This is a genomic window from Photobacterium sp. DA100, assembly GCF_029223585.1.
In the GTDB taxonomy this organism is placed as follows: Bacteria; Pseudomonadota; Gammaproteobacteria; order Enterobacterales; family Vibrionaceae; genus Photobacterium.
The window spans coordinates 1,737,187-1,761,571 of the sequence record NZ_CP119424.1 but is presented as its reverse complement, the minus strand read 5'-3'; the positions used below and the strand labels follow the sequence as shown (position 1 = coordinate 1,761,571).

At 50.4% G+C, this 24,385-nt stretch carries 20 protein-coding genes; 12 read left to right on the top strand and 8 right to left on the bottom strand.

What is annotated here, in order from left to right; genetic code table 11:
- Nucleotides 1–3 precede the first annotated feature (3 nt).
- The gene (locus tag PTW35_RS25565; RefSeq protein ID WP_281028019.1) at nt 4–441 is read right to left on the bottom strand and encodes an ATP-dependent zinc protease; all 438 of its coding nucleotides are present in this window, start codon (nt 439–441) and stop codon (nt 4–6) included.
- A gap of 556 nt (nt 442–997) precedes the next feature.
- On the opposite strand from PTW35_RS25565, the gene PTW35_RS25560 reads away from it, so the two are divergent.
- Nucleotides 998–3,040 carry a family 10 glycosylhydrolase gene (locus PTW35_RS25560; protein ID WP_281028018.1) on the top strand — a complete coding sequence of 681 codons (2,043 nt, stop codon included), beginning with the start codon at nt 998–1,000 and terminating at the stop codon, nt 3,038–3,040.
- Between the two features lie 148 nt (nt 3,041–3,188).
- Here the strand turns inward: PTW35_RS25560 and PTW35_RS25555 are convergent, their stop codons facing one another.
- Complete coding sequence (locus tag PTW35_RS25555; protein ID WP_281028017.1) at nt 3,189–4,139, bottom strand: LysR family transcriptional regulator; 951 nt, start codon at nt 4,137–4,139, stop codon at nt 3,189–3,191.
- Between the two features lie 138 nt (nt 4,140–4,277).
- Here PTW35_RS25555 and PTW35_RS25550 point away from each other — a divergent pair, with 138 nt between their 5' ends.
- Nucleotides 4,278–5,102, top strand: coding sequence for an enoyl-CoA hydratase/isomerase family protein (locus PTW35_RS25550; protein ID WP_281028016.1), 825 nt, complete (start codon nt 4,278–4,280; stop codon nt 5,100–5,102).
- A gap of 44 nt (nt 5,103–5,146) precedes the next feature.
- Here PTW35_RS25550 and PTW35_RS25545 read toward each other — a convergent pair whose 3' ends face one another.
- Together PTW35_RS25545 and PTW35_RS25540 are read right to left on the bottom strand one after the other, a co-directional pair.
- Nucleotides 5,147–6,793: a glycoside hydrolase family 32 protein gene (locus PTW35_RS25545; RefSeq protein ID WP_281028015.1), complete on the bottom strand. Its 1,647-nt coding sequence runs from the start codon at nt 6,791–6,793 to the stop codon at nt 5,147–5,149.
- Nucleotides 6,794–6,963: 170 nt separating this feature from the next.
- A complete protein-coding gene (locus PTW35_RS25540; RefSeq protein WP_281028014.1) occupies nt 6,964–7,953 on the bottom strand; it encodes a LacI family DNA-binding transcriptional regulator in 990 nt (329 codons plus the stop codon).
- A 418-nt stretch (nt 7,954–8,371) separates the two neighbouring features.
- On the opposite strand from PTW35_RS25540, the gene PTW35_RS25535 reads away from it, so the two are divergent.
- From PTW35_RS25535 to PTW35_RS25510, 6 genes are all read left to right on the top strand, one after another.
- On the top strand, nt 8,372–9,814 hold the full coding sequence (locus PTW35_RS25535) for a sucrose-specific PTS transporter subunit IIBC (RefSeq protein ID WP_281028013.1): 1,443 nt from the start codon (nt 8,372–8,374) through the stop codon (nt 9,812–9,814).
- A 331-nt stretch (nt 9,815–10,145) separates the two neighbouring features.
- Entirely contained in the window at nt 10,146–10,631 is a 486-nt protein-coding gene (locus PTW35_RS25530; protein WP_281028012.1) for an ureidoglycolate lyase, read from the top strand.
- Between the two features lie 70 nt (nt 10,632–10,701).
- The gene (gene gcl / locus PTW35_RS25525) at nt 10,702–12,441 is read left to right on the top strand and encodes a glyoxylate carboligase (protein ID WP_044621614.1); all 1,740 of its coding nucleotides are present in this window, start codon (nt 10,702–10,704) and stop codon (nt 12,439–12,441) included.
- Nucleotides 12,442–12,518: 77 nt separating this feature from the next.
- On the top strand, nt 12,519–13,301 hold the full coding sequence (hyi, locus tag PTW35_RS25520; protein ID WP_281028011.1) for a hydroxypyruvate isomerase: 783 nt from the start codon (nt 12,519–12,521) through the stop codon (nt 13,299–13,301).
- Between the two features lie 17 nt (nt 13,302–13,318).
- A complete protein-coding gene (locus PTW35_RS25515) occupies nt 13,319–14,206 on the top strand; it encodes a 2-hydroxy-3-oxopropionate reductase (RefSeq protein ID WP_044621612.1) in 888 nt (295 codons plus the stop codon).
- 68 nt (nt 14,207–14,274) lie between these two features.
- Nucleotides 14,275–15,420, top strand: a complete 1,146-nt coding sequence (locus tag PTW35_RS25510) for a glycerate kinase (RefSeq protein ID WP_281028010.1) — start codon at nt 14,275–14,277, stop codon at nt 15,418–15,420.
- Between the two features lie 88 nt (nt 15,421–15,508).
- On the opposite strand, the gene PTW35_RS25505 is transcribed toward PTW35_RS25510, so the two are convergent.
- Nucleotides 15,509–16,714: a multidrug effflux MFS transporter gene (locus tag PTW35_RS25505; protein WP_281028009.1), complete on the bottom strand. Its 1,206-nt coding sequence runs from the start codon at nt 16,712–16,714 to the stop codon at nt 15,509–15,511.
- 91 nt (nt 16,715–16,805) lie between these two features.
- Between PTW35_RS25505 and PTW35_RS25500 the strand changes: the two genes are divergently transcribed.
- The gene (locus PTW35_RS25500) at nt 16,806–17,297 is read left to right on the top strand and encodes a MarR family transcriptional regulator (RefSeq protein ID WP_044621609.1); all 492 of its coding nucleotides are present in this window, start codon (nt 16,806–16,808) and stop codon (nt 17,295–17,297) included.
- A gap of 69 nt (nt 17,298–17,366) precedes the next feature.
- Nucleotides 17,367–17,861 (top strand): peptidylprolyl isomerase, encoded by a 495-nt coding sequence (locus tag PTW35_RS25495; protein WP_281028008.1) that lies wholly within the window; start codon nt 17,367–17,369, stop codon nt 17,859–17,861.
- A 61-nt stretch (nt 17,862–17,922) separates the two neighbouring features.
- Here the strand turns inward: PTW35_RS25495 and PTW35_RS25490 are convergent, their stop codons facing one another.
- Both PTW35_RS25490 and allE read right to left on the bottom strand, forming a co-directional pair.
- Nucleotides 17,923–19,152 carry an alanine--glyoxylate aminotransferase family protein gene (locus tag PTW35_RS25490; protein ID WP_281028007.1) on the bottom strand — a complete coding sequence of 410 codons (1,230 nt, stop codon included), beginning with the start codon at nt 19,150–19,152 and terminating at the stop codon, nt 17,923–17,925.
- Between the two features lie 251 nt (nt 19,153–19,403).
- The gene (allE, locus tag PTW35_RS25485; RefSeq protein ID WP_281028006.1) at nt 19,404–20,192 is read right to left on the bottom strand and encodes a (S)-ureidoglycine aminohydrolase; all 789 of its coding nucleotides are present in this window, start codon (nt 20,190–20,192) and stop codon (nt 19,404–19,406) included.
- Nucleotides 20,193–20,501: 309 nt separating this feature from the next.
- Here allE and PTW35_RS25480 point away from each other — a divergent pair, with 309 nt between their 5' ends.
- A complete protein-coding gene (locus PTW35_RS25480; protein WP_044621605.1) occupies nt 20,502–21,443 on the top strand; it encodes a carbamate kinase in 942 nt (313 codons plus the stop codon).
- On the opposite strand, the gene allS is transcribed toward PTW35_RS25480, so the two are convergent.
- A complete protein-coding gene (gene allS / locus PTW35_RS25475; protein WP_044621604.1) occupies nt 21,432–22,358 on the bottom strand; it encodes an HTH-type transcriptional activator AllS in 927 nt (308 codons plus the stop codon). The genes PTW35_RS25480 and allS overlap by 12 nt on opposite strands.
- A gap of 363 nt (nt 22,359–22,721) precedes the next feature.
- Between allS and fdrA the strand changes: the two genes are divergently transcribed.
- Complete coding sequence (gene fdrA, locus PTW35_RS25470) at nt 22,722–24,383, top strand: acyl-CoA synthetase FdrA (protein ID WP_281028005.1); 1,662 nt, start codon at nt 22,722–22,724, stop codon at nt 24,381–24,383.
- The last annotated feature ends 2 nt before the right edge of the window (nt 24,384–24,385 follow it).

Genomic DNA, 24,385 nt, shown 5'->3' with positions numbered 1-24,385 from the left:
AAGTTACTCCTTTGATAATAAGAAAGACTTGCCAGGATCGACGATCATGCGTGAATGAAGGGCGGTTCGGCCGAGCAACATCCGAAATCTCATGTTATCCCTGGGAGTAAGCGTCATCTCTATGGGAAAAGAGGAGTCACCGGCAACCAATTCCGTTTGGATAATATAGCGCTGCGTTTCATGCCCGCCGGAATCCCGGACGACTCGCTGGTCGATCACGCGAGACTCGCACCGAACAACAACCTTGTTGTTTGCTTGAATTGGGTGCACCCAAAACCGCAACCATTGCTGGTCGTTGTGGCGAAATTCCTCGATGGCAAAGGTATGTAGACAGGATGTTCTCGCCCCGGTATCCACTTTTGCCTTGATTCGCTCGATACCAAGTTGGGGCAAGCTAACCCACTCTCGCCATCCAACGATGACTTTGTTGTCTGTTTTCAAAACGTCTCCCCGCAGAGGCTGGTGGAGTCTTTAGCAGTAAGGGAACTGACAACAGTATAGTTGATGCAGAGTCGTTGTTTTTCTATCTCATAGCCTCGGTCGAAAGCCAGCTTTGATATCGTCTTTCGTATTTGCTGCTGGCCAACCTGAGAAGAACTAATTTATTTAATGCCCTAAAGTCATTCAGGCATCCGGGCGTTTTATTATCCTCAGCATTTATGAATTGCAGAGTGGCTGCTAAGTGTCATTGTCTACGTACTGGAAGTGCGAGTAATCTGCAATCAACATACTGAACGTTGATGTGATATACCAGCAGGGCAATGATCACAAAATATTATTAATCAGTGATATTACTTCAAAGTGTGAATATTAAAATTACCAATGAGCTTCCCTCTGAAACTTCTATTTATCATGTGGTGCAATCGCGTGAGCATGCATCAAAGAGAAATGAGCCTTTGTTCATTCCTGTGGCCGACTTTACGGTCCTCAACAATGGATTAGGTCTTAATTTTAAGCTCCGCTGTTATTAAACCAAATCACTTATGAGGGGTAAAACATGCTACTAAAACGGTGGATGCCAAAAGCCAGAGCTTTAATAATAATGGGGGCCGTGGCTATTGTGGGGTGTAATAGTAGTAACGAGGAGGGGGGACGTGAAGATGAAATTACCACTACAGGTAAGCATGCCTATTTCCTGAACCAAGAGCGAGATACCAATGAGCTGATTGTCTATGATCCTGACTTTGGTGAGACGACAGAAACGAATCAATTTGGTTATGAAGTCACTGTTGAGGATGGGATTATCACTCGCCTTGGTGGGGCTGATTCAGCGATCCCCGATAACGGGTTCGTGTTGAGTGGTCACGGTACGGCTTCTTCTTTCCTAACGGAGTATTCCATTGTTGGGACGCATGTGGAGCTGGATGAAGATAGCATGCAGGTAATCCTACATACGGATTTGAATAGTTACCGATTCCAAGCTGAAATGGCTATCAGTGATGCCGCAGATAGCATAGCCAGTGCGTACCAAGGTTACTATGATTTCCCTAAGGAGCTTGCTGAACGGTATTTGGGGCAGGCCAAGGATGATTTAGCCGCTGGTGATGAAGCACGTATTCACAGTGCATCATCTGCCTACGAATTATACCTGAGCGCCTCTCGAAATGCCGATAGCGCCTATTACCACACGATCGAATCCGAAGTGGTTGAGCAGCGTGGTATTTGGCATCGTCCTGAGGAGAAAAACCTTGGTGAGGTGATAGAGACCGTGCAAGGAATGCACAAGACCGGATTCAACAGTATCTATCTGGAAGTCACTTTCTGGGGGTATACCATTTATCCGAGCCAGGTAATGGCCGATTACGGCATGACAATACAACATCCGCATTTTAGCGATAAGAACTACGGTCCCTATGGCAATGATATTCTTGCCGCTTATATCGGGGAAGCCGCAAAGTTGGGTATGACCGTGCAGGGCTGGACGAATGGTTTTATGATTGGTTCTCCTAATTTGGTTGAACCTATTCCACCTCAAATAGCTGTAAATCCCCATTGGTTAGCGATTCAGAATAGCAATGTCGACGAAGAGATTATTCCTGATAACAGGTATGGATACTTTTGGTTAGATATTGTCCAAGATGACGTCCAAGATTACATGCTCGAAATTTTCCATGAGATGCAGGAAAAATATGCGATTACCGGGCTCAATATTGACTACATGCGCTATCCGCATTATGAGCATGCTGATTCGTTTTCGTTCAATTCCCGTGCGCTAGCACAGTATCAGGAAGAATCTGGTATTGAGGACACTGAAATTCTTCGAACGGATGCCGAGGCATTTGCCGAGTACCAAGAATGGATCCGTGACAGGGAGAACATTTTTATTAAGAAACTGGCTGATCAGGCTAAAGGTGTGAATCCTGATTTCATGTTTACGGCAACACCGGAGCCAGGTCCTGAAGAAGTGTTGATCGCCGACTGGCAGGATGACATAGACGGTGTGATCCCTCAGGCATATGGGCATGATTTTGACAGTATTCATAACCATGTTAACGCCAGCAAGAAGCTAATGCCTGAGGGGACTATCTACTATACCGGTATCTATTCTTTCTATCATATGCTTGATGCAATGGGGACTGTACAGGACGTGCTAGCTGGCCGTTATCAAACTTCTGGAGTCAACATGTTTGCTTACGGGCAAGGAAAGCAATTGCCTGGAGCTCGCGAGGCCCTGAGCCAGGGGCCGTGGCGAGAGCCGGCCTTTAATCCGGGAGAACACCTAATGGATGGAGTAGCGTTGCTGCTCAATGACGTGGAAGATAAATTTACCACAATTTATATCCCTCGCGGTGCCATTAGTGAGTCGGCAGGTAATGCTATTGTCGCTGAAGTGCAGCATCTTGCGATGTTGATTGAGAGCGGACAATTTGTGTTGAACTCGGAATTTGAGCAGTTGATTTCGGCAATAGCCATATTGGCGGAGAACCAAGAGCTCGATTCTGGTCTGGCACACCGCTTGGAGAATCGATTGTTGAATGCAGCGTATTGGAACAACCATGCGCGCAGGAATCAGCAGCGAGTAATTGTTTCAAGAGACTAACAAGAGTGCTCTTTTAGTACTATGCCCTTTTGTAGCTTGATAACCCATGAAAGCCAGCAGATCCCCTCTGCTGGTTTTCCTGTTTTACTTGTTACTAAAATAAAATGGTTTCCAGCCATGATAGATTGCTATCGGTTCTTATCCACTCTCATTCATTCCTGCCATACATACTGCCAAAATTGGGGATCTGTTTTTCCCAGACAGGTACATCATCACCGATAATATCTTTAAGTGTATCGATAAAAAGTTTGGTTTTGATTGGAGCATCACGGTGAGGGTATACCGCGTAGAAAGTCCCAAAATCATTGAGGTTTAGCTGTGTCAAAATCGGTATTAGCTTGCCCTCCAGTATTTCATTTTCGATCATCTGCGCAGTGACAACGGCCAACGTATTTCCGGCCACGGCACTTTGGGTGATCATCTCTACGTCATTGACTCTGTAAGCCACCTTTAGCTGAAAAGACCGACTCTCGTTGTTTTCATTGAGATAACCGAATTTATCGATGACTAACCCCGGTGCCGAATACACAGTGGCAGGCAAAGACTCCAATTGTTCAACTGTATTGATTTCACCGTACCTGTCGATGAATTTAGGCGAGGCAACAATGAGCAGCCTGCTACGTGCGACCTTTCTGATGATCAGGCTTGAGTCTTTGGGTTTACCTATACGAAAACCGATATCGAATCCTTCTTTGACCATATCTACCACGCGGTCTTCCAGGCGCAGTTCTATATCTACTCCCGGGTATTGATGCTGAAATGCTAATACGGCTTGTTGTACATACTGGCGGCCAAACAAGGTGGTACTGGTGATGCGCAATACGCCTCTGGGTTCGGCATGGTAATTCTGTGCTAAGCGGTGAGTGTTGCTCAGTAGGTCCCGCAGTGATTTTGCTTGGTTGACCATTTCATTGCCTGCGGCAGTCAAAGAGAGCGAACGTGTGGTGCGATTTAGCAAGCGAACGCCAAGTTCATCTTCCAACCGGCTGATATGTTTTGAGATCACCGATCTATCAACATTTCTCTGTTCGGCAACCTTGGTAAATGAGCCAAGTTCCACGACTTCTAGAAGTAGCAGTAATCGGGTTGGAAGATCCATACATCCTCTTTGTTTCTTTTTGTACACCAATTAGATGCCAATTGGAGCATTTTTCTTCGCCTATGACAAACCTATAGTTATTACCCATCGAGAGGGCATCAACGAATAGGGCCCATTACGTAGAGTGAGGAAAATTCCATGAACAAGTTATCGGTTAGCCATGAAAACGGCATTGCGACAGTCATTATCAATAATCCTCCTGTAAACGTGTTGACGATTGATTTGATTAACGAAGTCAATGAGTTTGTGTTGTCTCTCAAGGATAGCCGCGAGACCAAGGTGGTGGTGTTTAAGTCACTGCACGAGCAGTTCTTTCTGGCTCATTTGGATTTGAATGTCATCAACGGCACGCAGGGAGGCCAAGCTGCATCTATTGAATTCAATCACATGATTGCCAATATCAAAGCAATGAAGCAAGTCTCGGTCGCTGTGGTTGATGGTGTCGCGCGAGGCGGGGGGAATGAATTTGTTATGGCATGTGATTTAGCCTATGGCACGGAAAGCGCTGTATTTGCCCAGCCAGAAATTCACGTCAATATCCCAACTGGCGGTATGGGGGCAGTGCACTTTGCCAGAAAAATGGGTAAAAACAAGGCGCTGCAAGCATTGCTAGTTGGCAATGATTTTACTGCCCAGCAAGCAGAGGGATTGAATATTATTACCCAGTATGTGCCAACGACGCAGATGGAAGGCTATCTCGCTCTGGTACTCGGTGCCATCAGTCAACTAGAGATCCGTGACATAGTGATGTACAAGGAAATCATCACAACATCGATTGAAGATGAAAATGCAGGGACGGAACTGGAGCTACGCTATTTCCTTGAGCGGGCCAAAGAAGAGAAGACCCAAGCGATTATTGCTGCCTTTCTAAAATATGGCGGCCAGACCGAGCGCGAAGCCAAAGATATCCAAGGTATTTTCGTCGATACCGCAGCTGAGTTGGTAAAAATTGAACTAGGTTAATAACGAAGGCAGCCAAAGTGGGGAGCCAGACTGCCTTTTGATTTTTAGCCCAACAGCCAAGCTTCAATGTCAATGCTAACGGGAGTGCCGCCAATCAGCCGAACAGCTGTGGCATCTTGAGCGGTAAATACACGGGCTGTCATGGCAAACTCGCCTTGATTGATAAAGAGCTCCAGCGATGAGTTGTCAGCCAGAAGCTGCAGTTCAACGTCTTGCCGGTGTGGCCAAGGCAATTCACGGATGGTTTCCCCGTCGGTTGGCTGGGCATGGGTGCGATCCAGGCGGATCCGCTGTTGGTCGGCATCAAGGATGATGTCGCAGTACTCGCTGCCGTTGTCCATCACCCGCAGGGTGGTTTGCCCCGATGCCGGCCAAGGTAAGGTCGTTTGCAATTCGAAGCTCTTGCTCCCTAGATCCAACGAAGATTTTTCATTGTTAGCCTCGAGGTTAAAGCTCTGCGTTTCGCCCCGAAGTTGCTGCAACTCACGGGCAGGCTGCTGATACAGCTTACCGTTTTGCCAAGATAGCTCTCGCAGGCAGGTGAGCTGGTGGAGCCATTTGTCTTTAACACTTGGCTGGTTGATTTCATCCGGCAATCCCATCCAGCCTATCATCAGGCGGCGGCCGTCTGGTGCCTGTGTCGACTGCGGGGCATAGAAGTCGAAGCCGTGATCCAGCGTGCGGAACTCTGATAATTCAAGCCGATCGTTCTCATCCAAGCTGGCTTGCAGGTAGCCGTTATGGTGCGGGACGTTGTGGTGCTTACTATCCGCCTCAATGCCTTGAGGGCAGATAATGGCAACCAGCTGCCCGCCGATTTCAAATAGGTCCGGGCACTCCCACATATAGCCGAAGTCATTGAGCTCGCTACCAGTCAGTGAGACAAACTCCCACTGGCGTAAATCAAAAGAGCGGTAAATTGCCAGGCGGCCAAGCAGTTGGCCTTCATCAGTTTCTTGCTGGGCACCCAATAGCATCAGCCAGTGATCGCCGTTTTTTACCAGTTTCGGATCGCGGCAATGGGGAGTAACTGAAGGCGGTAGGCTGTCAATCACCGGTCCGTGTTTGGTGAAATTTACACCATCACTCGAGGTGGCCAGGCACTGGGTGGTAATGCGCTGGCGCTGCTCGCCAATCCGGACATTGCCGGTGTAGAACAGCATCAGTTCATCGTCGGTACTGACAGCATGGCCAGAGAACACCCCATGGCTGTCGAACCAATCCGATGGGTATAGCGCCATCGGCTGGCTTTGCCAATTAACCAGATCGGAACTGGTGACATGGGCCCAGTACTTGTCTTTGTGCACACAACCAAAAGGGTAGAGCTGGTAGAAAAGATGGTATTCGCCATTGTGGTAGGTGAAGCCGTTAGGATCGTTGAGCAGGCCCTGCGGTGGGGCAATATGCCATAGCGGCCGGTGCGGTGATTGAGTGATCTCGCACACTGCCGCAAGTTGAGTGCGCTGGTTTTGCTCGATAATACGTCCGAGCTGCTCCCAGTTAGCCTGACATAAAGGCATTTCCGGCGTCCATGCTACCTGATTGAGGCTGCTGTGGAATGGCAACACACGTGCAAGATCGGAGCGAAGCTCAGGATCCTTAAGTTCCAGAATCACCTGTTGCTCGACGCGCAGCGCACGCAAGAGATTGTTGGGGCCGCCGCAGGCAGCAAGGATATCTGTCAGTGTCATGGGGTTGAGGCCTTAACCAGTTTGTTTGATAATTTCGGGAACGTTCCAAAAATACAAAAAATGCAGCTATCAGTGCAAGGGGAGCGCTGTATTTGCTCCCCTTTATGACGAAAACTGTGCGTTGGATCCCTTTTTGGTGCTGGCGGTGGGTAGGGAATGAAGGCTGGTTATCAAGCGCTTTCGCGCGGGACCCAGTCAAAGCCCAGTACCAGTTTGGACACCTGGCTGCGGCCTTGCTCAATGATTTCCAGCAGCATTTTGGCGGCATTGTTGCCTGCAGGCTCGAAGCCATAGGCAAAAGTAGACAGGCCTGGTGTTACGACAGAGGCCATTTCATCGTTACCGACACCGATCACTTTGATGTCTTCACCGGGCACTAGTCCGGCTGCGGCAATGGCTTGCATCGCACCGATTGCGATACGGTCGGTTGCGCAAAATACTCCGTCAACCTTATGATTTTTAGACAAAATATTTGCCATTTCCTGGCGCCCTGAGGCTATTGAGAATTGCCCTTGGCAATGGAACTTAGGTGGCTCGGCTGCCATATGGCTCAAGGCGCGGCTAAAACCGTCGAAGCGTTGCTGGTCGACAGCGATATCATCGCTTTGTACCCCGAGAAAGCCGACATGCTTGCAGCCTGCTTGGTTCAAGACCTCACCAGCACAATATCCCACCCGATAGTCATCGTGGATGACACTTGGGATGTTGAAGTTTGAACCGTCCTGACCGATCAGCACCACTGGCGCCTTGGAGCGCTTGATGGCTGTGACCAGCGGCTCATCGATGTGGGTAGCAAACATCACGATACCCTCAACCCGTTTCTGGTTGAACAGTTCAATGTATTGCAACTCCTTGCCTGCCTCCAGACGGCTGTTAGCCAGCAATACCTGCTTGCCTGCCCGTTCAAACACTTCGCTTAATCCGTCAACGCCCTGTGAGGTAGCATTGGAGGCGACGCGGGGAACAATGATTCCTATCAGGTTGGTTTTATTGGACTTTAAATCTTTTGCTACTTGGTTGACTACGTAGCCGCACTCTTCAATCGCACGTTTTACTTTGATTTTTGTGGCTTCTTTAACGCCATATTCGTCGTTGATCACCCGGGAGACCGTTGATTTCGATACCCCGGCAAGTCGGGCTACATCGTGTAGGCTTGCCATACATAACTCCTTGGTTACCCTCGATGATCCTGCAAACTAGGGATGCATTGCAATCATTGGGCTACGGATTAGCCTGTTAAGGTGATCCAGGTCACATTTGATTGTGCGAGATAGCCATAATCATCGATCCCCCTCACACTGATTAAACCATAGCTTGACGGCACCTGACTCTATCGTAAAAACTATTTCGGTAACGTTCCCGAAATAAACTAGAACTACTTAGGTTCAAGGTAACTGGACTTGGTTCGATTGGAGTTGGCAATGTGAGCAGTCCCAACACCTGCTAAGCCGAATGGCACACCTTGTTACTTTCCGGGAGCCGAAATGATTTTAATAACATGTACCCATACCAGCAGGCATGCTGAGGGTGGAATTTAAATGTCTGAGCGTGAAGAGCATTCGCGACGGGGGTAGAAAGATGGACTTTCCGATGATTGCCAAGCAACTTATTGAAAAGCTTGGTGGAAAAGAAAACATTGCAGCTGCGGCACACTGTGCGACGCGCTTGCGTTTGGCTTTGCATGACGAGAGCAAGGCGGACTTGCAAGCAATCGATGACATCGAAGGGGTAAAAGGCCAATTCCAGGTGGCCGGGCAAATCCAGGTGATCTTTGGCTCAGGGATCGTCAACCAGGTGTATGCGGCGATGACAGCAGAGACAGGTCAGACAGAGATGTCGACAAAAGAGGTTGCTTCTGCTAGCGCACAAAAGCAGAACGTTGTTCAGCGTGCAGTGAAGGGCCTGTCCGATATTTTCGTGCCGATCATCCCGGCCATTGTCGCGGGTGGTCTGTTGATGGGGATCTTTAACCTGCTGACCGCACAGGGCCTGTTTATTGATGGACAGTCACTAATTGAAGCCTATCCGGGAATGGCCGATCTGGCATCGATGATCAATACGTTTGCCAACGCCCCATTTGTTTATCTCCCTGTTTTACTAGCATTCTCGGCATCGAAGAAATTTGGCGGTAACCCCTTCCTTGGCGCTGCGCTGGGTATGTTGATGGTTCACCCAGACCTGTTGAACGGCTGGGGCTTCGGTGGTGCCAGTGTTAGCGGCAATATCCCGGTATGGAACATCTTCGGTTTTGAGATCGAAAAAGTTGGCTACCAAGGCTCAGTACTGCCGGTATTGGTGTCGGCTTTCATTCTTGCTAAGGTTGAGAATGGTCTGCGCAAATTTATCCCATCGGTATTGGATAACCTGTTGACTCCGATGCTGGCCATTTTCATCACCGGTTTTCTCACCTTAACGCTTGTCGGCCCGATCACCCGTGATGCCGGTTTCTTGTTGGGTGATGGCCTTAACTGGCTTTACGAGTCCGCAGGCTTTATCGGCGGTGCTTTATTTGGGCTGGTTTACGCGCCGTTTGTGATCACCGGTATGCACCACAGCTTCATTGCATTTGAGACCCAGCTTCTGGCAGATATTGCGGTGACTGGCGGTACGTTTATCTTCCCAATTGCAGCGATGTCCAACGTTGCGCAAGGCGCGGCTTGCCTGGCTTATGGCCTGACGACCAAAGATAAAAAAGCCAAGGGGATCGCGATGCCATCGGGTGTCACGGCCTTGCTGGGGATTACTGAGCCGGCGATGTTCGGTGTTAACCTGAAATACCGCTACCCGTTCATTGCCGCTATTATCGGTGCGGCAACTGCGAGTGCGTTCATTACCTTGTTCAAGGTAAAAGCCACAGCGCTGGGGGCGGCAGGTCTGCCGGGCATCATCTCCATTGCGCCGACCTCGGTCGTATCCTATGTGTTGGGTATGGTGATTGCCTTTGCCGTTGCGTTTAGCTTGACGATTGCTCTTGGCTATAAAAAAAAGCAAGCTGCGGGGAGTAAAGCGCTAACGGTTTAACCTGTTTAGATAATGTGATGGCGCAGATGCCATAATTGTGAGAAAAGGTGAGCTGAAAAGCTCACCTTTTTTATTTAATAGCCTAATTAATTTTAATTTAATTTTGATAATTGCCTTAACCATGAGAATAATAAATTATTTTTATTAAATGATTTCGTATTGTTTGAAAAAAATAGCGAGAAAAAAAAGTGTGCTCTAGCTCAAGTATTTTAAGGTGAATGTCTGTTTTTATAATTGTCAGAAAAGGGAATATGCCGGGGATGATTGTTAGTCGTTTAATAACGGTTAACCCTTTAAATGAATTTGGCAATTAAATCAGGTAACTTTAATTATGCGAGAACTAATAGTAGAGCCTCTCACCAAAGAGGCATTTGCCCCTTTTGGTGATGTGTTGGAGACGGATAACTCCGATTTCTTCTATATCAATAATCGCTCTGGGCAGCGCTTTCATGGGCTTGGAGCCATTGATGTATCAGATGAATCGTCACCATTGATCAGTATTGTGCGAGCCGCTGGGTTTGAGAATGGTATCTCATTTGATTTATTGGAAAAACACCCTAAAGGCAGTCAGGCATTCTTCCCACTAAAGGGTGAGCGCTTTATTGTCATAGTGGCAAAGGGGGATGAGAATATTGATGAGTCGACTTTACGCGCCTTTGTTACTAATGGAAATCAAGGAATTAATTATCACCGCAATGTTTGGCATTATTTGCTGTTTGCTAAGAACCAAGAAACAGACTTTTTAACCATTGACCGTGCCGGTGAAGATAATTGTATTGTTAAGCATTTATCGACTAATTATACCATTAGTTTTTAATAACATTTAAAAATCAATTCATCCTGTTTGAATAGGAAAAATTTCATCCTGGATTAGGAGAATACATATTATGGCAAAAATGCGAGCAATAGAGGCGGCGGTATTAATTTTAAAGAAAGAAGGCGTCGATACGGCATTTGGTGTTCCCGGGGCTGCCATCAACCCGATGTATGCCGCACTGAAAAAAATTGGCGGTATTGAGCATGTGCTGGCAAGGCATGTCGAAGGGGCATCACATATGGCAGAGGGTTATACCCGAACCGCTCCGGGGAATATCGGTCTGTGTATCGGCACATCGGGCCCTGCGGGCACCGATATGATCACCGGCCTGTACTCGGCCTCTGCAGACTCGATCCCGATCCTTTGTATCACAGGCCAAGCACCGGTTGCCAAGCTTCACAAAGAGGACTTCCAGGCCGTTGATATCGAAGCGATAGCCAAGCCGGTTACCAAGATGGCGGTGACGATCCGCGAAGCTGGCCAGGTACCAGGGACGTTCCAGAAGGCCTTCTATGAAATGCGCTCGGGCCGTCCTGGCCCTGTCCTGCTGGATTTGCCGATTGATGTGCAGATGACCGAAATTGAGTTTGATATTGATCTCTATCAACCAATGGCGCCAGCCAAGACATCGGCGACCAAAGCGCAGGCCCAGGCTGCGCTGGCCATGCTGAACGAGGCGGAAAAACCTGTTTTGGTCGCCGGTGGCGGGATCATCAATGCTGATGCTTCAGCCTTGCTGCGCGAATTCGCAGAGTTGGTCAACGTTCCGGTGATCCAGACACTGCGTGGCTGGGGATCACTGTCGGACGAACACCCGCTAATGGCAGGGCGAATGGGGTGTCAGGCCAACCATCGCTACGGCAACGCCACCTACCTTGAGTCGGATTTTGTGTTTGGTATCGGCAACCGTTGGGCCAATCGCCATACGGGCGATCTGAAAACCTACACCGAAGGGCGTAAGTTCATTCATGTCGATATCGAACCGACCCAGATTGGGCGTGTTTTCTCGCCGGATCTGGGTATCGCCTCCGATGCCCATGACGCGCTTTCGGCATTTATCGAAGCTGCGCAGGAGATGAAGGCAAAGGGCGATCTGAAAGACCGTACTGAGTGGGTGGCGAGTTGTGCCGAACGCAAGCGCACCATGCTCCGCCGTGAAGACTTTGACTGTACGCCGGTCAAGCCCCAGCGCATTTACCACGAAATGAATAAGGCGTTTGGTCCAGAGACACGCTATGTGTCGACTATTGGCCTGGCGCAGATCGCAGCGAACCAGTTCTTGCATATTCACCAGCCGAGACACTGGATCAATGCCTGCCAGGCCGGTCCGCTTGGTTGGACGATGCCTGCTGCTCTTGGGGTTGTGAAAGCCGATCCGACCAAGCCGGTTGTTGCCATCTCGGGAGATTACGATTTCCAGTTTTTGATCGAGGAGCTGGCGGTGGGGGCGCAGTTCAATCTGCCGTATATCCATGTGCTGATCAACAACGCCTATTTGGGGCTGATCCGCCAGGCCCAGCGCGCCTTCGATATTGATTACTGCGTTCAGCTTTCGTTTGAAAACCAGAATGCGCCGGAAGTGAAAGAGTACGGCGTGGATCACAAGCGCGTGGTTGAGGGGCTGGGCTGTAAAGCCATCCGTGTTGATGAGCCGCAAGATATCGGCCCGGCGCTGGAGCAGGCGAAAGAGTGGGTTCAGAAGTACAAGGTGCCTGTTGTTGTCGAGGTGCTGACCGAGCGTGTGACCAATATCGCGATGGGGCCGGATATCGATAAGGTGATGGAATTTGAAGAAACCATAGACCTATAACCCCGCCGTTGAGTGACAGATCATTTATTTCAACTTTGCTGCGGCTGAGGCAGCCGCAGCACGAAGGAGCATCGAATATGCCAAAACTAGCAGCAAACCTCTCAATGCTATTTACCGAACTCGACTTTATGGAGCGCTTCAAGGCGGCTTCAGAGGCCGGATTCCGTGGCGTGGAATACTTGTTCCCGTACGACTTTCCGGCGGCCGATATTGCCGCCCAGCTAGAAGCCCACGGCCTACAGCAGGTGCTATTCAATTTACCCGCAGGCAACTGGGCCGCCGGGGAGCGGGGCATTGCCTGTCATCCTGATCGGGTTGAGGAGTTTCGTCAGGGGGTGACTAAAGCAATCGAGTACGCCCAGGTATTGGGCTGCCGCCAGGTTAACTGTCTGGTCGGGATCAAACCAGACCATGTTTCCGATGACGAGGCCTACCGGGTACTGGTCGACAACTTGCGCTTTGCCAACGGGTTGTTGGAGGCGGCTGGCATCGCTTTTGTCGTCGAGGCAATTAATACCCGCGATATCCCCGGTTTCTTTGTCTCCAACACCCGTATGGCGCTCGGGCTGCTGGAAGATGTTGGCTCTGACAACATCCGTTACCAGTATGACATTTACCACATGCAGATTATGGAAGGCGATATTGCGCGGACACTGGAAACTCACCTGGCGCAGATTGGCCATGTCCAGTTAGCTGATAATCCGGGGCGCCATGAGCCGGGTTCCGGTGAGCTTAACTACCCATTTTTACTGGCTCACCTAGACAATATTGGTTACAGCGGCTGGGTTGGTTGTGAATACGTACCGGCAAATGGCACTCAGGCCGGTCTGGGTTGGCTTAAAGCATTTAATTTAGTTTAAGGAAGGGAGAAAGTAGGATGAAAAATATCGGATTTATCGGAACGGGGATCATGGGTAAGCCAATGGCGAAGAATCTGCAGGATGCAGGTTATACCTTGTATTTCTCCGAACACTTCGAGCCTGCGCCAGCGGAATTGCTGGGCGAAAAAGGGTTTGCCTGCCCCACCCCGGCCGCCGTTGCGGAAGCGGCCGAAGTGATCATTACCATGGTGCCGGACACCCCTCAGGTTGAAGAGGTCCTGTTCTCTGATATTGGTGTGGCCAAAGGGTTGGCCCCGGGTAAAGTCGTGGTTGATATGAGCTCTATCTCACCGATGGCCACCAAGGGTTTTGCCGAGAAAGTGGAAGCGCTGGGAGCCTGGTATGTCGATGCTCCTGTTTCCGGGGGCGAGGTGGGTGCCAAGGCCGGAACGCTATCGATCATGGCCGGTGGCCGTGAAGACATTTTTGAGCAGGTTAAGCCGCTGTTTGAGGTGATGGGGCAGAACATTACGCTCGTGGGCGGCAATGGTGACGGCCAAACCTGCAAGGTCGCTAACCAGATCATTGTGGCACTCAATATTGAAGCGGTTGGTGAAGCGCTATTGTTTGCCTCAAAGGCAGGTGCCAATCCGGCCAAAATCCGTGAAGCATTGATGGGTGGTTTTGCCTCTTCGAAAATTCTTGAAGTGCATGGCGAACGCATGGTGAAAGGCACCTTTGAGCCGGGCTTCCGTATCCAGCTGCACCAAAAAGATCTCAATCTTGCCCTCAGTGGCGCCCGTGAATTGCAGTTGAACTTGCCCAATACCGCAACGGCACAAGAGTTGTTCAACACTTGTGCGGCACTTGACGGCAGTGGCTGGGATCACTCTGCGATGATCAAAGCGCTTGAGCATATGAGTAACCACTCTATTCGGGGCTAACCAACACGGCGGGCACGGTAGTGCCCGCTGTGGTTTTTGGCTAATGTGTTTTGCAAAGGAGATGGTGGATGAAAATAGTCATTGCCCCGGATTCATTCAAAGAGAGCTTAAGTGCTGCCGAGGTGTGTCGGTCGATAAAAAAAGGCATCCTGCAGCGCCTGCCTGCCTGTGAGGTAGTCTGCGTGCCGATGGCGGATGGCGGGGAGGGCACCCTGGACGCGCTGGTAGATGCCACCCAAGGTCATCGCCAAACGGTATCGGTGATGGGGCCGTTGCCGGATATGCAGGTCGACGCCGAGTTTGGCATGCTGGGTGATGGTGAAACCGCAGTGATTGAAATGGCACGGGCATCGGGAATAGAGCTGCTAAGCAACGAGCAGCGGGATCCTCGCCTGACAACCAGTTTCGGGACTGGGCAGTTGATTTCTGCCGCGCTGGATGCCGGCGCCAAACGGTTGATTGTCGCGATTGGGGGCAGCGCAACCAATGACGGCGGGGTAGGGATGATGCAAGCACTGGGTGTCAGGTTCCTTGATAAGTACCGCTATCCCATTGGTCATGGTGGTGCCCAGTTATCCCGAATCGCAGATATTGACATGGCGGGATTGGATCCAAGGCTGGCCAAAGTGGACGTCGTCGCGGCATGTGACGTTGATAATCCATTGGTCGGCGTACGGGGAGCCTCCGCCATTTTTGGTCCGCAGAAAGGAGCCACCCCCGAGATTGTCGAGCAGCTAGACAGTGCCCTGACCTGCTATGCCAGCTGTATCGCCGAAAAACTGGGGTGTCAGGTTGTCAATGTGCCGGGCTCCGGTGCGGCTGGCGGCATGGGGGCGGCCCTGCTTGCTTTCATGCAGGCGGAGTTGAAGCCAGGGATAACCATAGTGTCCGAAACGGTCTCACTGCCAGAACAGCTTCAGGGGGCCGACTGGGTGATAACCGGTGAAGGAAGAGTGGACGGTCAAACCCTTGGTGGCAAGACCCCGGCCGGTGTCGCCAAATTAGCCCAGTCAATGGGGATCCCCACCGTCGCATTGGCCGGCTCGCTTGGCGATGGCTGTGATGCATTGCGGCAAGTGGGCATCGTCGCATGCTTTTCGGTGCTGTCCAAGCCGTGCTCGTTGGCCCAGGCGCTGGCTAGCGGGGCAGAAAACCTGACGGCAACAGCTTTTCAGGTGGCGGGGATGATGGTTAACCTTCCACACCGTGAATAGGGTTACAGTTGCCTGCTTTTTTATTGCTATGTTGTCGAGCTCGTGTTTTGCCAGAGGTATCCCTCTGGCTTTTTTGTCGTTTGTAGCGTCAAGAGGCCACCGCCGAGGCGGCATCTTCATCGTTCTTTCCCGTGTCCAGCCGAGCACCGACAGTTGCCCCGGCTAAGGCAATCACGGTAGAGCCGACCATCGCGATGATCATCGGCCACAGTGACGTCCCGCCCAGCATCGCCGCCATTGCACTCACACCGGCACCAACACCATATTGCACCGCGCCCAGTAGGGCAGAGGCAACTCCTGCGTTTGGGCCGTAATAACGCATGAAACAAGCGCTGGAGTTGGCCATGATCCCGCCGTTGGCGGCGATGGAGATCACGAAGCCCGGAACGATGTACCACAATTTTTCCGGTGCCGCCACGTGACTGGTGATAAGGACGATACCGCCGATCAGCTGCAGGCTCAGAAATACTTTCAGCAAGGTAGATGGCTCAAAGGTACGCAACAGAAAGGTGTTGGTACGGTTGATGATCACAATACCGATCACATTGGCGATAAAGAGCCCGGAAAATAGCTCGGCTGAAACCCCGAAGTGATCGATATACGCCAAGGGGGCATTGGTAATAAACGTCATTAATACCGCATAGCCAAAAGCCTGTGCCAGTAGGTAGCCCAACGCGCGGCGCTCCTTGATGACGGACAGGTATCCGCCGGAAGCCTTGCCTTTCTTGGCCGGTTTTGCCTTGGGCATAACCACTAACGCGTTCAGCGCAATCAGGGTCGACAGGAAGCAAAGTAGGTAGAAAATCCAGTGCCAGCTCTGGGTGCGTAGAATCAGTGTCCCCACCGTTGGGGCAATGGAAGGAGCCAGCATCATGATCAGGGCAATGAGCGAAAACAATCGGGCCGCTTCTTTGCCGACCGCATTGTCGCGGATGGTTGCCGGTACACCGACCACGGCGATCCCCCCGCCGAGGGCCTGGACGATACGCCATGCCCATAGCATTTCCAGTGATTCGACACCGGCCATCATGAAACTTCCGGCAGCAAACAGCAGCAGGCCAGCCACCATGGTGGGTTTGCGGCCAAGCCTGTCAGACAACGGACCTCCAATTAACTGGCCGACGGCCATACCGAGGACATAAATACTCACAGTCACGGCGACCAGCGACGTATTGACGCCGAGATCCCCCGCAATGGTGGGGATCGCAGGCAGGTAGCTATCAATCGCGAAAGGGGAAAGGGCAAATACGGCTGCGAGTAATAACAATAAAGATGTAGGAATGTGTTTGTTCATATAGCTCTCTTATTTATCTTTCCAGAAAGATACTATATGGTATTTATCTTTCCAGCAAGATATATTTGGAGGGTTAGGAAGGAGTAGAACGATGGCAAAGCAAGAAACTGTTGCTAATATTCTGAAAAATATCGAACAAAATTGGCCCGAATCGTTTGAGCAACATTCCCCGCCGATTTTGCGCATCCACCGTCTTCATGACTATTTGCAGCAAGATTTGGCGCAGGTGATTGAGCAATACGCATTGCAAAGTGCCGATTTCGGGGTGTTGGCAACCCTTCGCAGAGGGGGCGAGCCTTTCTGTCTGTCGCCCACCGAGCTCTACAGTTCGATGCTGCTGAGCTCTGGCGGACTGACCAAGGTACTGACACGGGTAACCAAGGCGGGGTGGGTTGAGCGGGTGGATAATCCCGAAGACAAACGTAGCAAACTGGTGCAGCTGACAGTGGCAGGCCGGGTGTTGATAGATGAAATTATTCAGGAGCTGCACCGAAACAATCAACGCAAGCTTACAGCGTTGTCAAAGGAGGAGCAGCAACAGCTTGATGCGTTACTGGCGAAAATGCTGACTGCCTGGGAATAGGTATGGTGTTTGCGGTATCCGCTAAGCTTTGTATACTGCCAGCCACTCATACTTAGCAAAGTTATTTTTATGATTATTTTCACGACGAACTTCGGTGATATCGAAATCGAACTGGATTTCGACAAGGCTCCGGTCAGCTCGAAGAACTTTCTGCAATACTGCAAAGACGGCTTTTACGAAGGAACGATTTTCCACCGTGTGATTGACGGTTTTATGATCCAAGGCGGTGGCCACGAGCCGGGAATGAAGGAAAAGCCGACCCGTGACCCAATTGTCAACGAAGCCAACCGCGGCCTGAAAAACAAAGCGGGCACGATTGCAATGGCTCGTACCGATGCGCCACATTCGGCGACATCGCAGTTTTTCATCAACCTGGAAGACAACGACTTTCTTGATTTCACTGCTACCACCAACCAAGGCTGGGGTTATGCGGTGTTCGGTAAAGTCACAGGCGGCATGATGGTGGTGAACAACATTGGTAAAGCGCTGACCATGACCCGTTTCGGCCATGAAGATGTGCCGCTCGATGACATTATCATCGAGAAAGTGACGATCAAAGAGTAAAACAATGCGTGCCACCCTCGGGTGGCACCTTGTGATCAGCGCCCCGGTGTACCGCCAATAATCAGTAATACTCCATCGCTGCCGCGACAGCTGTGCCGAGCTGTATTTGGGCCCGGTGTTTAAACAATACTGCTTCTAGCGCGGCCAGGGTATGGAGGACAGTCTCTTGGCGGGCGTTATAGCCCATTGCCCCGATACGCCATATCCTGCCTTTGAGCGGGCCAAACGATGTCCCGATTTCAATCCCAAACCGGGTCAGCAATTCTTGGCGTACTTTTTCGCCATCGACCAAATCTGGGATGTATACGCCCACCACATTATTCATCTTGTAGTCTTGGTCGCCAAACAGCCTCAGGCCCATAGCCTGCAGGCCGGCCGCCATGGCATCGCCCGCTTGCTTGTGGCGGGCAATGACTTTTGCCGGCCCTTCCTCAAGAAACAGTCGCGCACATTCGCGGGCGGCGTACAGCATCGATGTTGCTTCGGTATGGTGGTTGAGTCTTTCCTCTCCCCAGTAGTCGAGGATCATTGGCAAGTCGAAGTAGTTCGATTGGATCATCGCTTCGATACCATCGGTATGGTGCGGGTCGCGGATGCCCTTCTCGATGTGCTTGCGACGATTGATCTGCTCGACAAATTTTGGACTGAGCGTCAGAGGTGCACTGCCGGAAGGGCCTCCCAAGCACTTTTGAAGACCCACCGACACGGCGTCAAGGTGCCAATCGTCGACCAGCAGTTCGTTACCGGCCACAGAGGCGGTGGCGTCGCAGTAGAAAAGGACATCGTGACGCTGGCAGATTTCCCCGATTTCGGCCAGTGGCTGGTTCATTGTGGTTGATGTGTCTCCCTGAACCGTCGCCAGCAACTTCGGCTTGACCTGTTTGATGGCGTCCTCGATCTGCTGCGGATCACAGACCTTGCCCCATTCCACATCAATGGTGGTGATCTCGGCACCGGTGCGCTGGGCAATTTCACACAACAGGTGGCCAAAGCGGCCAATGACAGGGATTAATACCTTGTCGCCAGGCTGAAGAATCGACACCAAGACGGCTTCTATTCCCGCTCTTGCGGTACCGTCAATTAGCAGGGTTTCCGGGTTTTGGGTATGAAATACCTGGCGGTAAAGTACCTGGGTTTGGCGCATATACTCGGTCATCACCGGGTCATACTGACCTATGAGCTGGTTTGACAAAGCCTGATGGACGCGAGGGTACGCATTGATCGGGCCTGGCCCCATCAGCAGGCGCTGGGGGGGATTGAGGGTTTCAAACAGTGCATTGTTAATCGTCATTGATTGTGGGCTCCTTGATCTTATTTTGTCGGCTTTCTGCTGTGACCTATTGAATGTTTTGATTTCCTGGGCACGGAATGGCGGCACTTAGCATGAGGATATCGGGATTGGGGCTAGGATTTCATTGATATAGGTGGAAGTCTGGTTTTTTTATAAAAACTTTTGAAAATCAAATTCCGATTAAAAAAAGGAAGCGAAAGATTAAACTGACGCTTCCAAAGGCGATATGACTAAATTGGCATTAGTGAAAATTACAATGGAATATCTCGGTTGCAGTCTTTGGAATAAATGTAGCTGAGAGGTTCTCCGCGGCCTGTAGCGTAGCAGGCTTGGGGAACGTATGCTGCCATGAACAGGTAATCCCCCTTCTTAACCGGGATCCAGTTGTTGTCTAGGTTGTAGACACCTTCACCGCTCAGGATATACGCGCCGTGCTCCTGGACATGGGTTTCGATATAGCCATGACAGGCACCGGGTGCAAAGGTCAGAACATGGAAGTTCATGTCGAAGCCGAGATCTTTCGGCAGCAGATCTTCAACAATGACATCCTCCATCCCCTCGTAGTGGACCTTCTCTAGGTTATCGCGGTGGTTGACCAGCAAATGGGGCTGGTAGCCGGTGATAGCTTGATACTTGCGCTTGTAGAGGAATGCCTGGCTATCCTCGCCCTGGTTGGCATTTTCCATAAACAGCAGTGTGCCTGGCGGGCAATAGATATACCCCCCCGTTGTGAGGGTATGGCGTTGGCCATCGGCCTCGACACAAACTTGACCCGAGATGACATAGAAGAAAGTTTCGACTTCCTCGCCGCCAAACCCACAGCGGTTGTTACCGCCGTCATGAAGGGTAACCAGATAATCGACAAAGCTGGCGCCTAGTTGTGGAGATGACAGGATAGTCAGGTCGCAATTTTCAAACCCCGGCAGGACATTTTTTACCAGACCATCTGGTGGAAGAATGGCAAAGTTGTTTTTTTTAATTACGGCCCGGGTTGCCAGCAGATCATTAATGTATCCTGTATTGTTGTTTAAGTATCCCATCTTATACCTCGAATATGTCACCTAAAAAAACGGGCCCGGAAGGAAGTTTTATGGGCCCTATTACCAGAAGCTGTGTTGGTGAATAAATATTATCTAATTGAAATAATAAAAGTGTGATCTGAGTATCTCAATTTTTACTTAAAGGTTTAATTTTATGTTGGCAGCAACATTAAATAAAAATGTTTGATAAACAGATAAATCCCGTTGCTGATCTAGACATAAAAACGAGTCGTTAATATTTTAAAAATACGCAAAATAATAAATTTTTTTATTTTGCATAACAAAGATCAAATATAAAAAAGGTGTGTGATGAACAAGAAGAGAATTGTTATTGCCCTGGGTGGCAACGCTATGCTCAAACGGGGTGAAGTCTTATCTGCTGCCAATCAGCAACGGAATATCAACAAGGCGGCAGAGCTGATCAAGCAGTTGGATCAAGATTATGACGTGACCATAGTGCACGGCAACGGTCCGCAGGTGGGGTTGCTGGCGTTGCAAAACTCGGCCTACAGTGAAGTGCCGGCCTATCCGCTTGATAACTTAGTGGCGCAGACCCAGGGGATGCTGGGCTATATGCTGGTGCAGGCCCTGACAGAGCAGGGGATGAACGAGGTGTCTTGCTTGCTGACTCGGGTTGAAGTGTCGGCTTCCGATCCCGCTTTCGCCCTGCCGACAAAGTACATTGGCCCGGTCTATTCGCCGCAGGACAAGGCTGAGCTCGAAGCGCAATATGGTTGGCAGATGAAACCAGACGGCCAATATATCCGCCGCGTCGTTGCGTCACCAAAACCCGTACAAGTGCTTGAAGCAAGTACTATTGTCAGTTTATTGGACCAAGGAAAAACCGTGGTGTGCTGCGGCGGTGGTGGGATGCCAGTGGTTCAGCAGCAAGTGGGTTATAAAGGTGTGGAAGCCGTGATTGATAAAGATTCGGTGGCCGCAATGCTGGCAGAACAAATCGGTGCGGATTACCTGATGATCCTGACGGATGCCGATGCGGTTTATCAAGACTGGGGAACGCCTAACCAACGGGCACTCCGGGATGTGACGGTTAGTCAGATGCGTCCTTTTGCCGCTCCTGACGGTGCTATGGGGCCAAAGGCTGAGGCGGTGATTCAGTTCGTAGAGCGGACGGGCCAGATTGCATTCATTGGTGCCCTTCAGGATGTGGAACAAATTCTGGTAGGTGAAAAGGGGACCTGTGTAAGACCGGCTTGTACCGTTGTCCCCGATGCGTCTTTAGTGGTGTAACTGGTCGATATTCTTTAAAAAACCTTGGATTATAGGATCGTTTTTTTTGAATAATTCTATAATCCACTGGGTCACTTCCCCGGTAGAGTCCTGGCGCCAGCCAATAGAAAGTGGAGACGGAGCACGGCTCCACTGCACTTCTTTTTCAATCAGTAACCCCTCATTAATCAGTGGATTAGCTAGGTTTTTGGGTAGGAAACCTATACCCGCTCCATTGATATGGCAGGCGACTTTGGTCGACAGGTCAGGCACTTTAATCTCTTTTTGATCCCGCAACAGCCAGGCCGTGCGTTTGTTGATGTGTTGGGAGGTATCTTCAATGTTAATCGCAGGGTGGTGCCTGAGCTGGGACTCTTTGAGCGGAGCGTTGAGGGTTGCAAGCGGGTGCTTGGGGGTCAGTGTAAAGGTCCAGCTCATTTTACCCAAAGGGCTTAACTTTACCGTGTTATCGATAGTATCGAGCCCTGGTACGCCAATAGCCAAGTGGTAATCGTTGTTTAATAAGTCATCCCATACCCCCATGTATACCGCGCTGGAGATATTGATTTGGGTAAACGGAAAGGCCTCATGCAATGCCAGAATGAGCTGGGAGACGGCATGTTGGTCGAATAGTAAATTATTGATGACTATATTAATATTTCGCTCAATACCGTCGGCTATCTGGCGTAGCTCATCCGGCATGCTTTCCATCCAGTCGAGCCACTTCTGACATTGGCTAAGTAGGTGCTCACCCGCTTCGGTAAGGTGCACGCTGCGTGTGGTACGGATAAAAAGCTGGGTATCTACAGCATCTTCTAACACCTTTATTCGATAGCTGATAGCGGCAGGTGTCTTATGCAGTACTTCTGCCGCTTTGGAGAAATTAGCATATTCAGCTACTTTCATAAAAGATCGGATTGTTTCCCTGTCTAGCATGTGCGTCCTTGAAAATGAATGAGACTCACAACATCTTATAAAAGAATATTACTTAAAAAAAATGATCTACGTCGATATTTTAATATGCGTTACAAATATAAATGTAAAAAAAGATTTTTTAAAATGATTGCTTGATTTGATAAAAGATTTTAATAGTCGAGGTTCTTATATCCAGTGTCATAAATAATGATTGAACGATAGTCAGTCTATTTTTGAAAATATTATAACAATATATTGTGTGTGATATTGCTCAATATTTTAATTCCATGACTGCCTTAACCTCTAGCTAAATACAGGGAATCACGCTGAAGAAAAATAAAATTTTCAACGTTATTTATTTTGGGATGAGAAAGGTGGCCATACATGATCCAGGCATTTTTAAAAAAAGGTTGTTTTCAGGACTCGGTGAGCCTGATGCTGATATCAAGGCAATTGAGTAATGGTGATAATGTTGAGGAGGTGTCTGTCATGATGGGCACTCCGGCAAACAAATCTCTGCTGGAGTCCACAGGCCTATGGCATCCACTGTTCGACGAAGCCACACCCAATGATATTTGTGTGGCGATTCGCCCCAATGCTGAAAGCGGCGATGTGTCCGATGAGATTGCGGCTCAGCTCGATAGCGCACTGGCATCCATCGCACAGGCATCCGCCGGCGGGCAGAGGTTGGATGTCGTCCGCCGCTGGCAAACGGCATTGGCAAAGCAGCCCGAGGCCAATTTGGCATTAATTTCTGTGGCGGGTGATTATGCCGCCGACTTGGCTGATGAGGCTCTGGACAATGATCTGAATGTGATGATGTTTTCAGACAATGTCCCGCTTGAGTCAGAGGTCGCGCTAAAGAGAAAAGCTGCTGCAAAGGGGTTGTTGGTGATGGGGCCTGACTGCGGTACCGCTATGGTTGCGGGGGCGCCGCTGGCTTTTGCCAACGTGTTGCCGAAAGGGCCGATCAGTATTGTCGGGGCTTCCGGTACCGGGATTCAGGAACTGGCGTCCCAGGTTTGCCTGGCAGGCCAAGGTATTACCCATGCGCTCGGCTTGGGGGGCCGTGATTTATCGGCAGACGTCGGTGGTGCCAGTGCCTTGAGTGCGCTTGCGATGATGGATAACGATCAGGAAACCGAGGTTGTCGCTTTTGTCTCCAAACCGCCAGCTCCAGAAGTTGAACAAGCGGTCATCCAAGCCATGAAAGCGATGAGCAAGCCGGTGGTGGCGCTGTTCCTCGGTACCCGCCGTGAAAAGGCGCGTGATGGCAATGTCTTTTTTGCCAACAGCCTTGCCGAAGCCGGCAGGCTTGCCGCGATGCTGGCCAATGTCCGCCAGTATGTGCCAGGTTGTAATAAAACGGCTGGGAAGAAAATCCTCGGCCTATACACGGGCGGGACTCTGGCTGCCGAGGCCGCGATGCTTACCGCGGAGCAACTTGGCTTGGCTGTCGATGATGCCCATGACCAGGGCGTTATGCTCAATGATGGCGGCCACCTCATTATCGACCTCGGTGATGATCACTATACCGTCGGTCGCCCTCACCCGATGATTGATCCAACCACACGTACCCTCGAAATTGAAAAACGCGCAGTCGATGAGCAGGTTGGGGTGCTATTGCTCGATGTCGTTATCGGCTATGGCGCAACAGCGGATCCGGCGGCAGCGCTGGTGGAGGCAGTTGAAAGCGCAAAATCGAAGCGCCAAAGCCCGCTGCACGCCATCGCGACGGTAACAGGAACAGAGGCGGATCCGCAGCAGCGCTCGCAGCAAATCGAAACCTTGGTTGAGGCCGGTGTGGCTGTGGTGAATACCTTGGAAGAAGCGGTGCTGCTGTCAGAGGCTCTGATTGAACAACAAGGAACAAAGGCGGTTGAAGAGCGACCCGCTTTGCTCGATGGGATCAGGGTAGTGAATGTAGGACTGCGCAGTTTTGCCGACGATTTGCAGTCTGCCGCGACGCCAGTCGTGCATTACCAGTGGGCCCCCATCGCAGGCGGGAACGCAAAATTGGCCAGTCTATTAAAGCAAATGCAATAGGG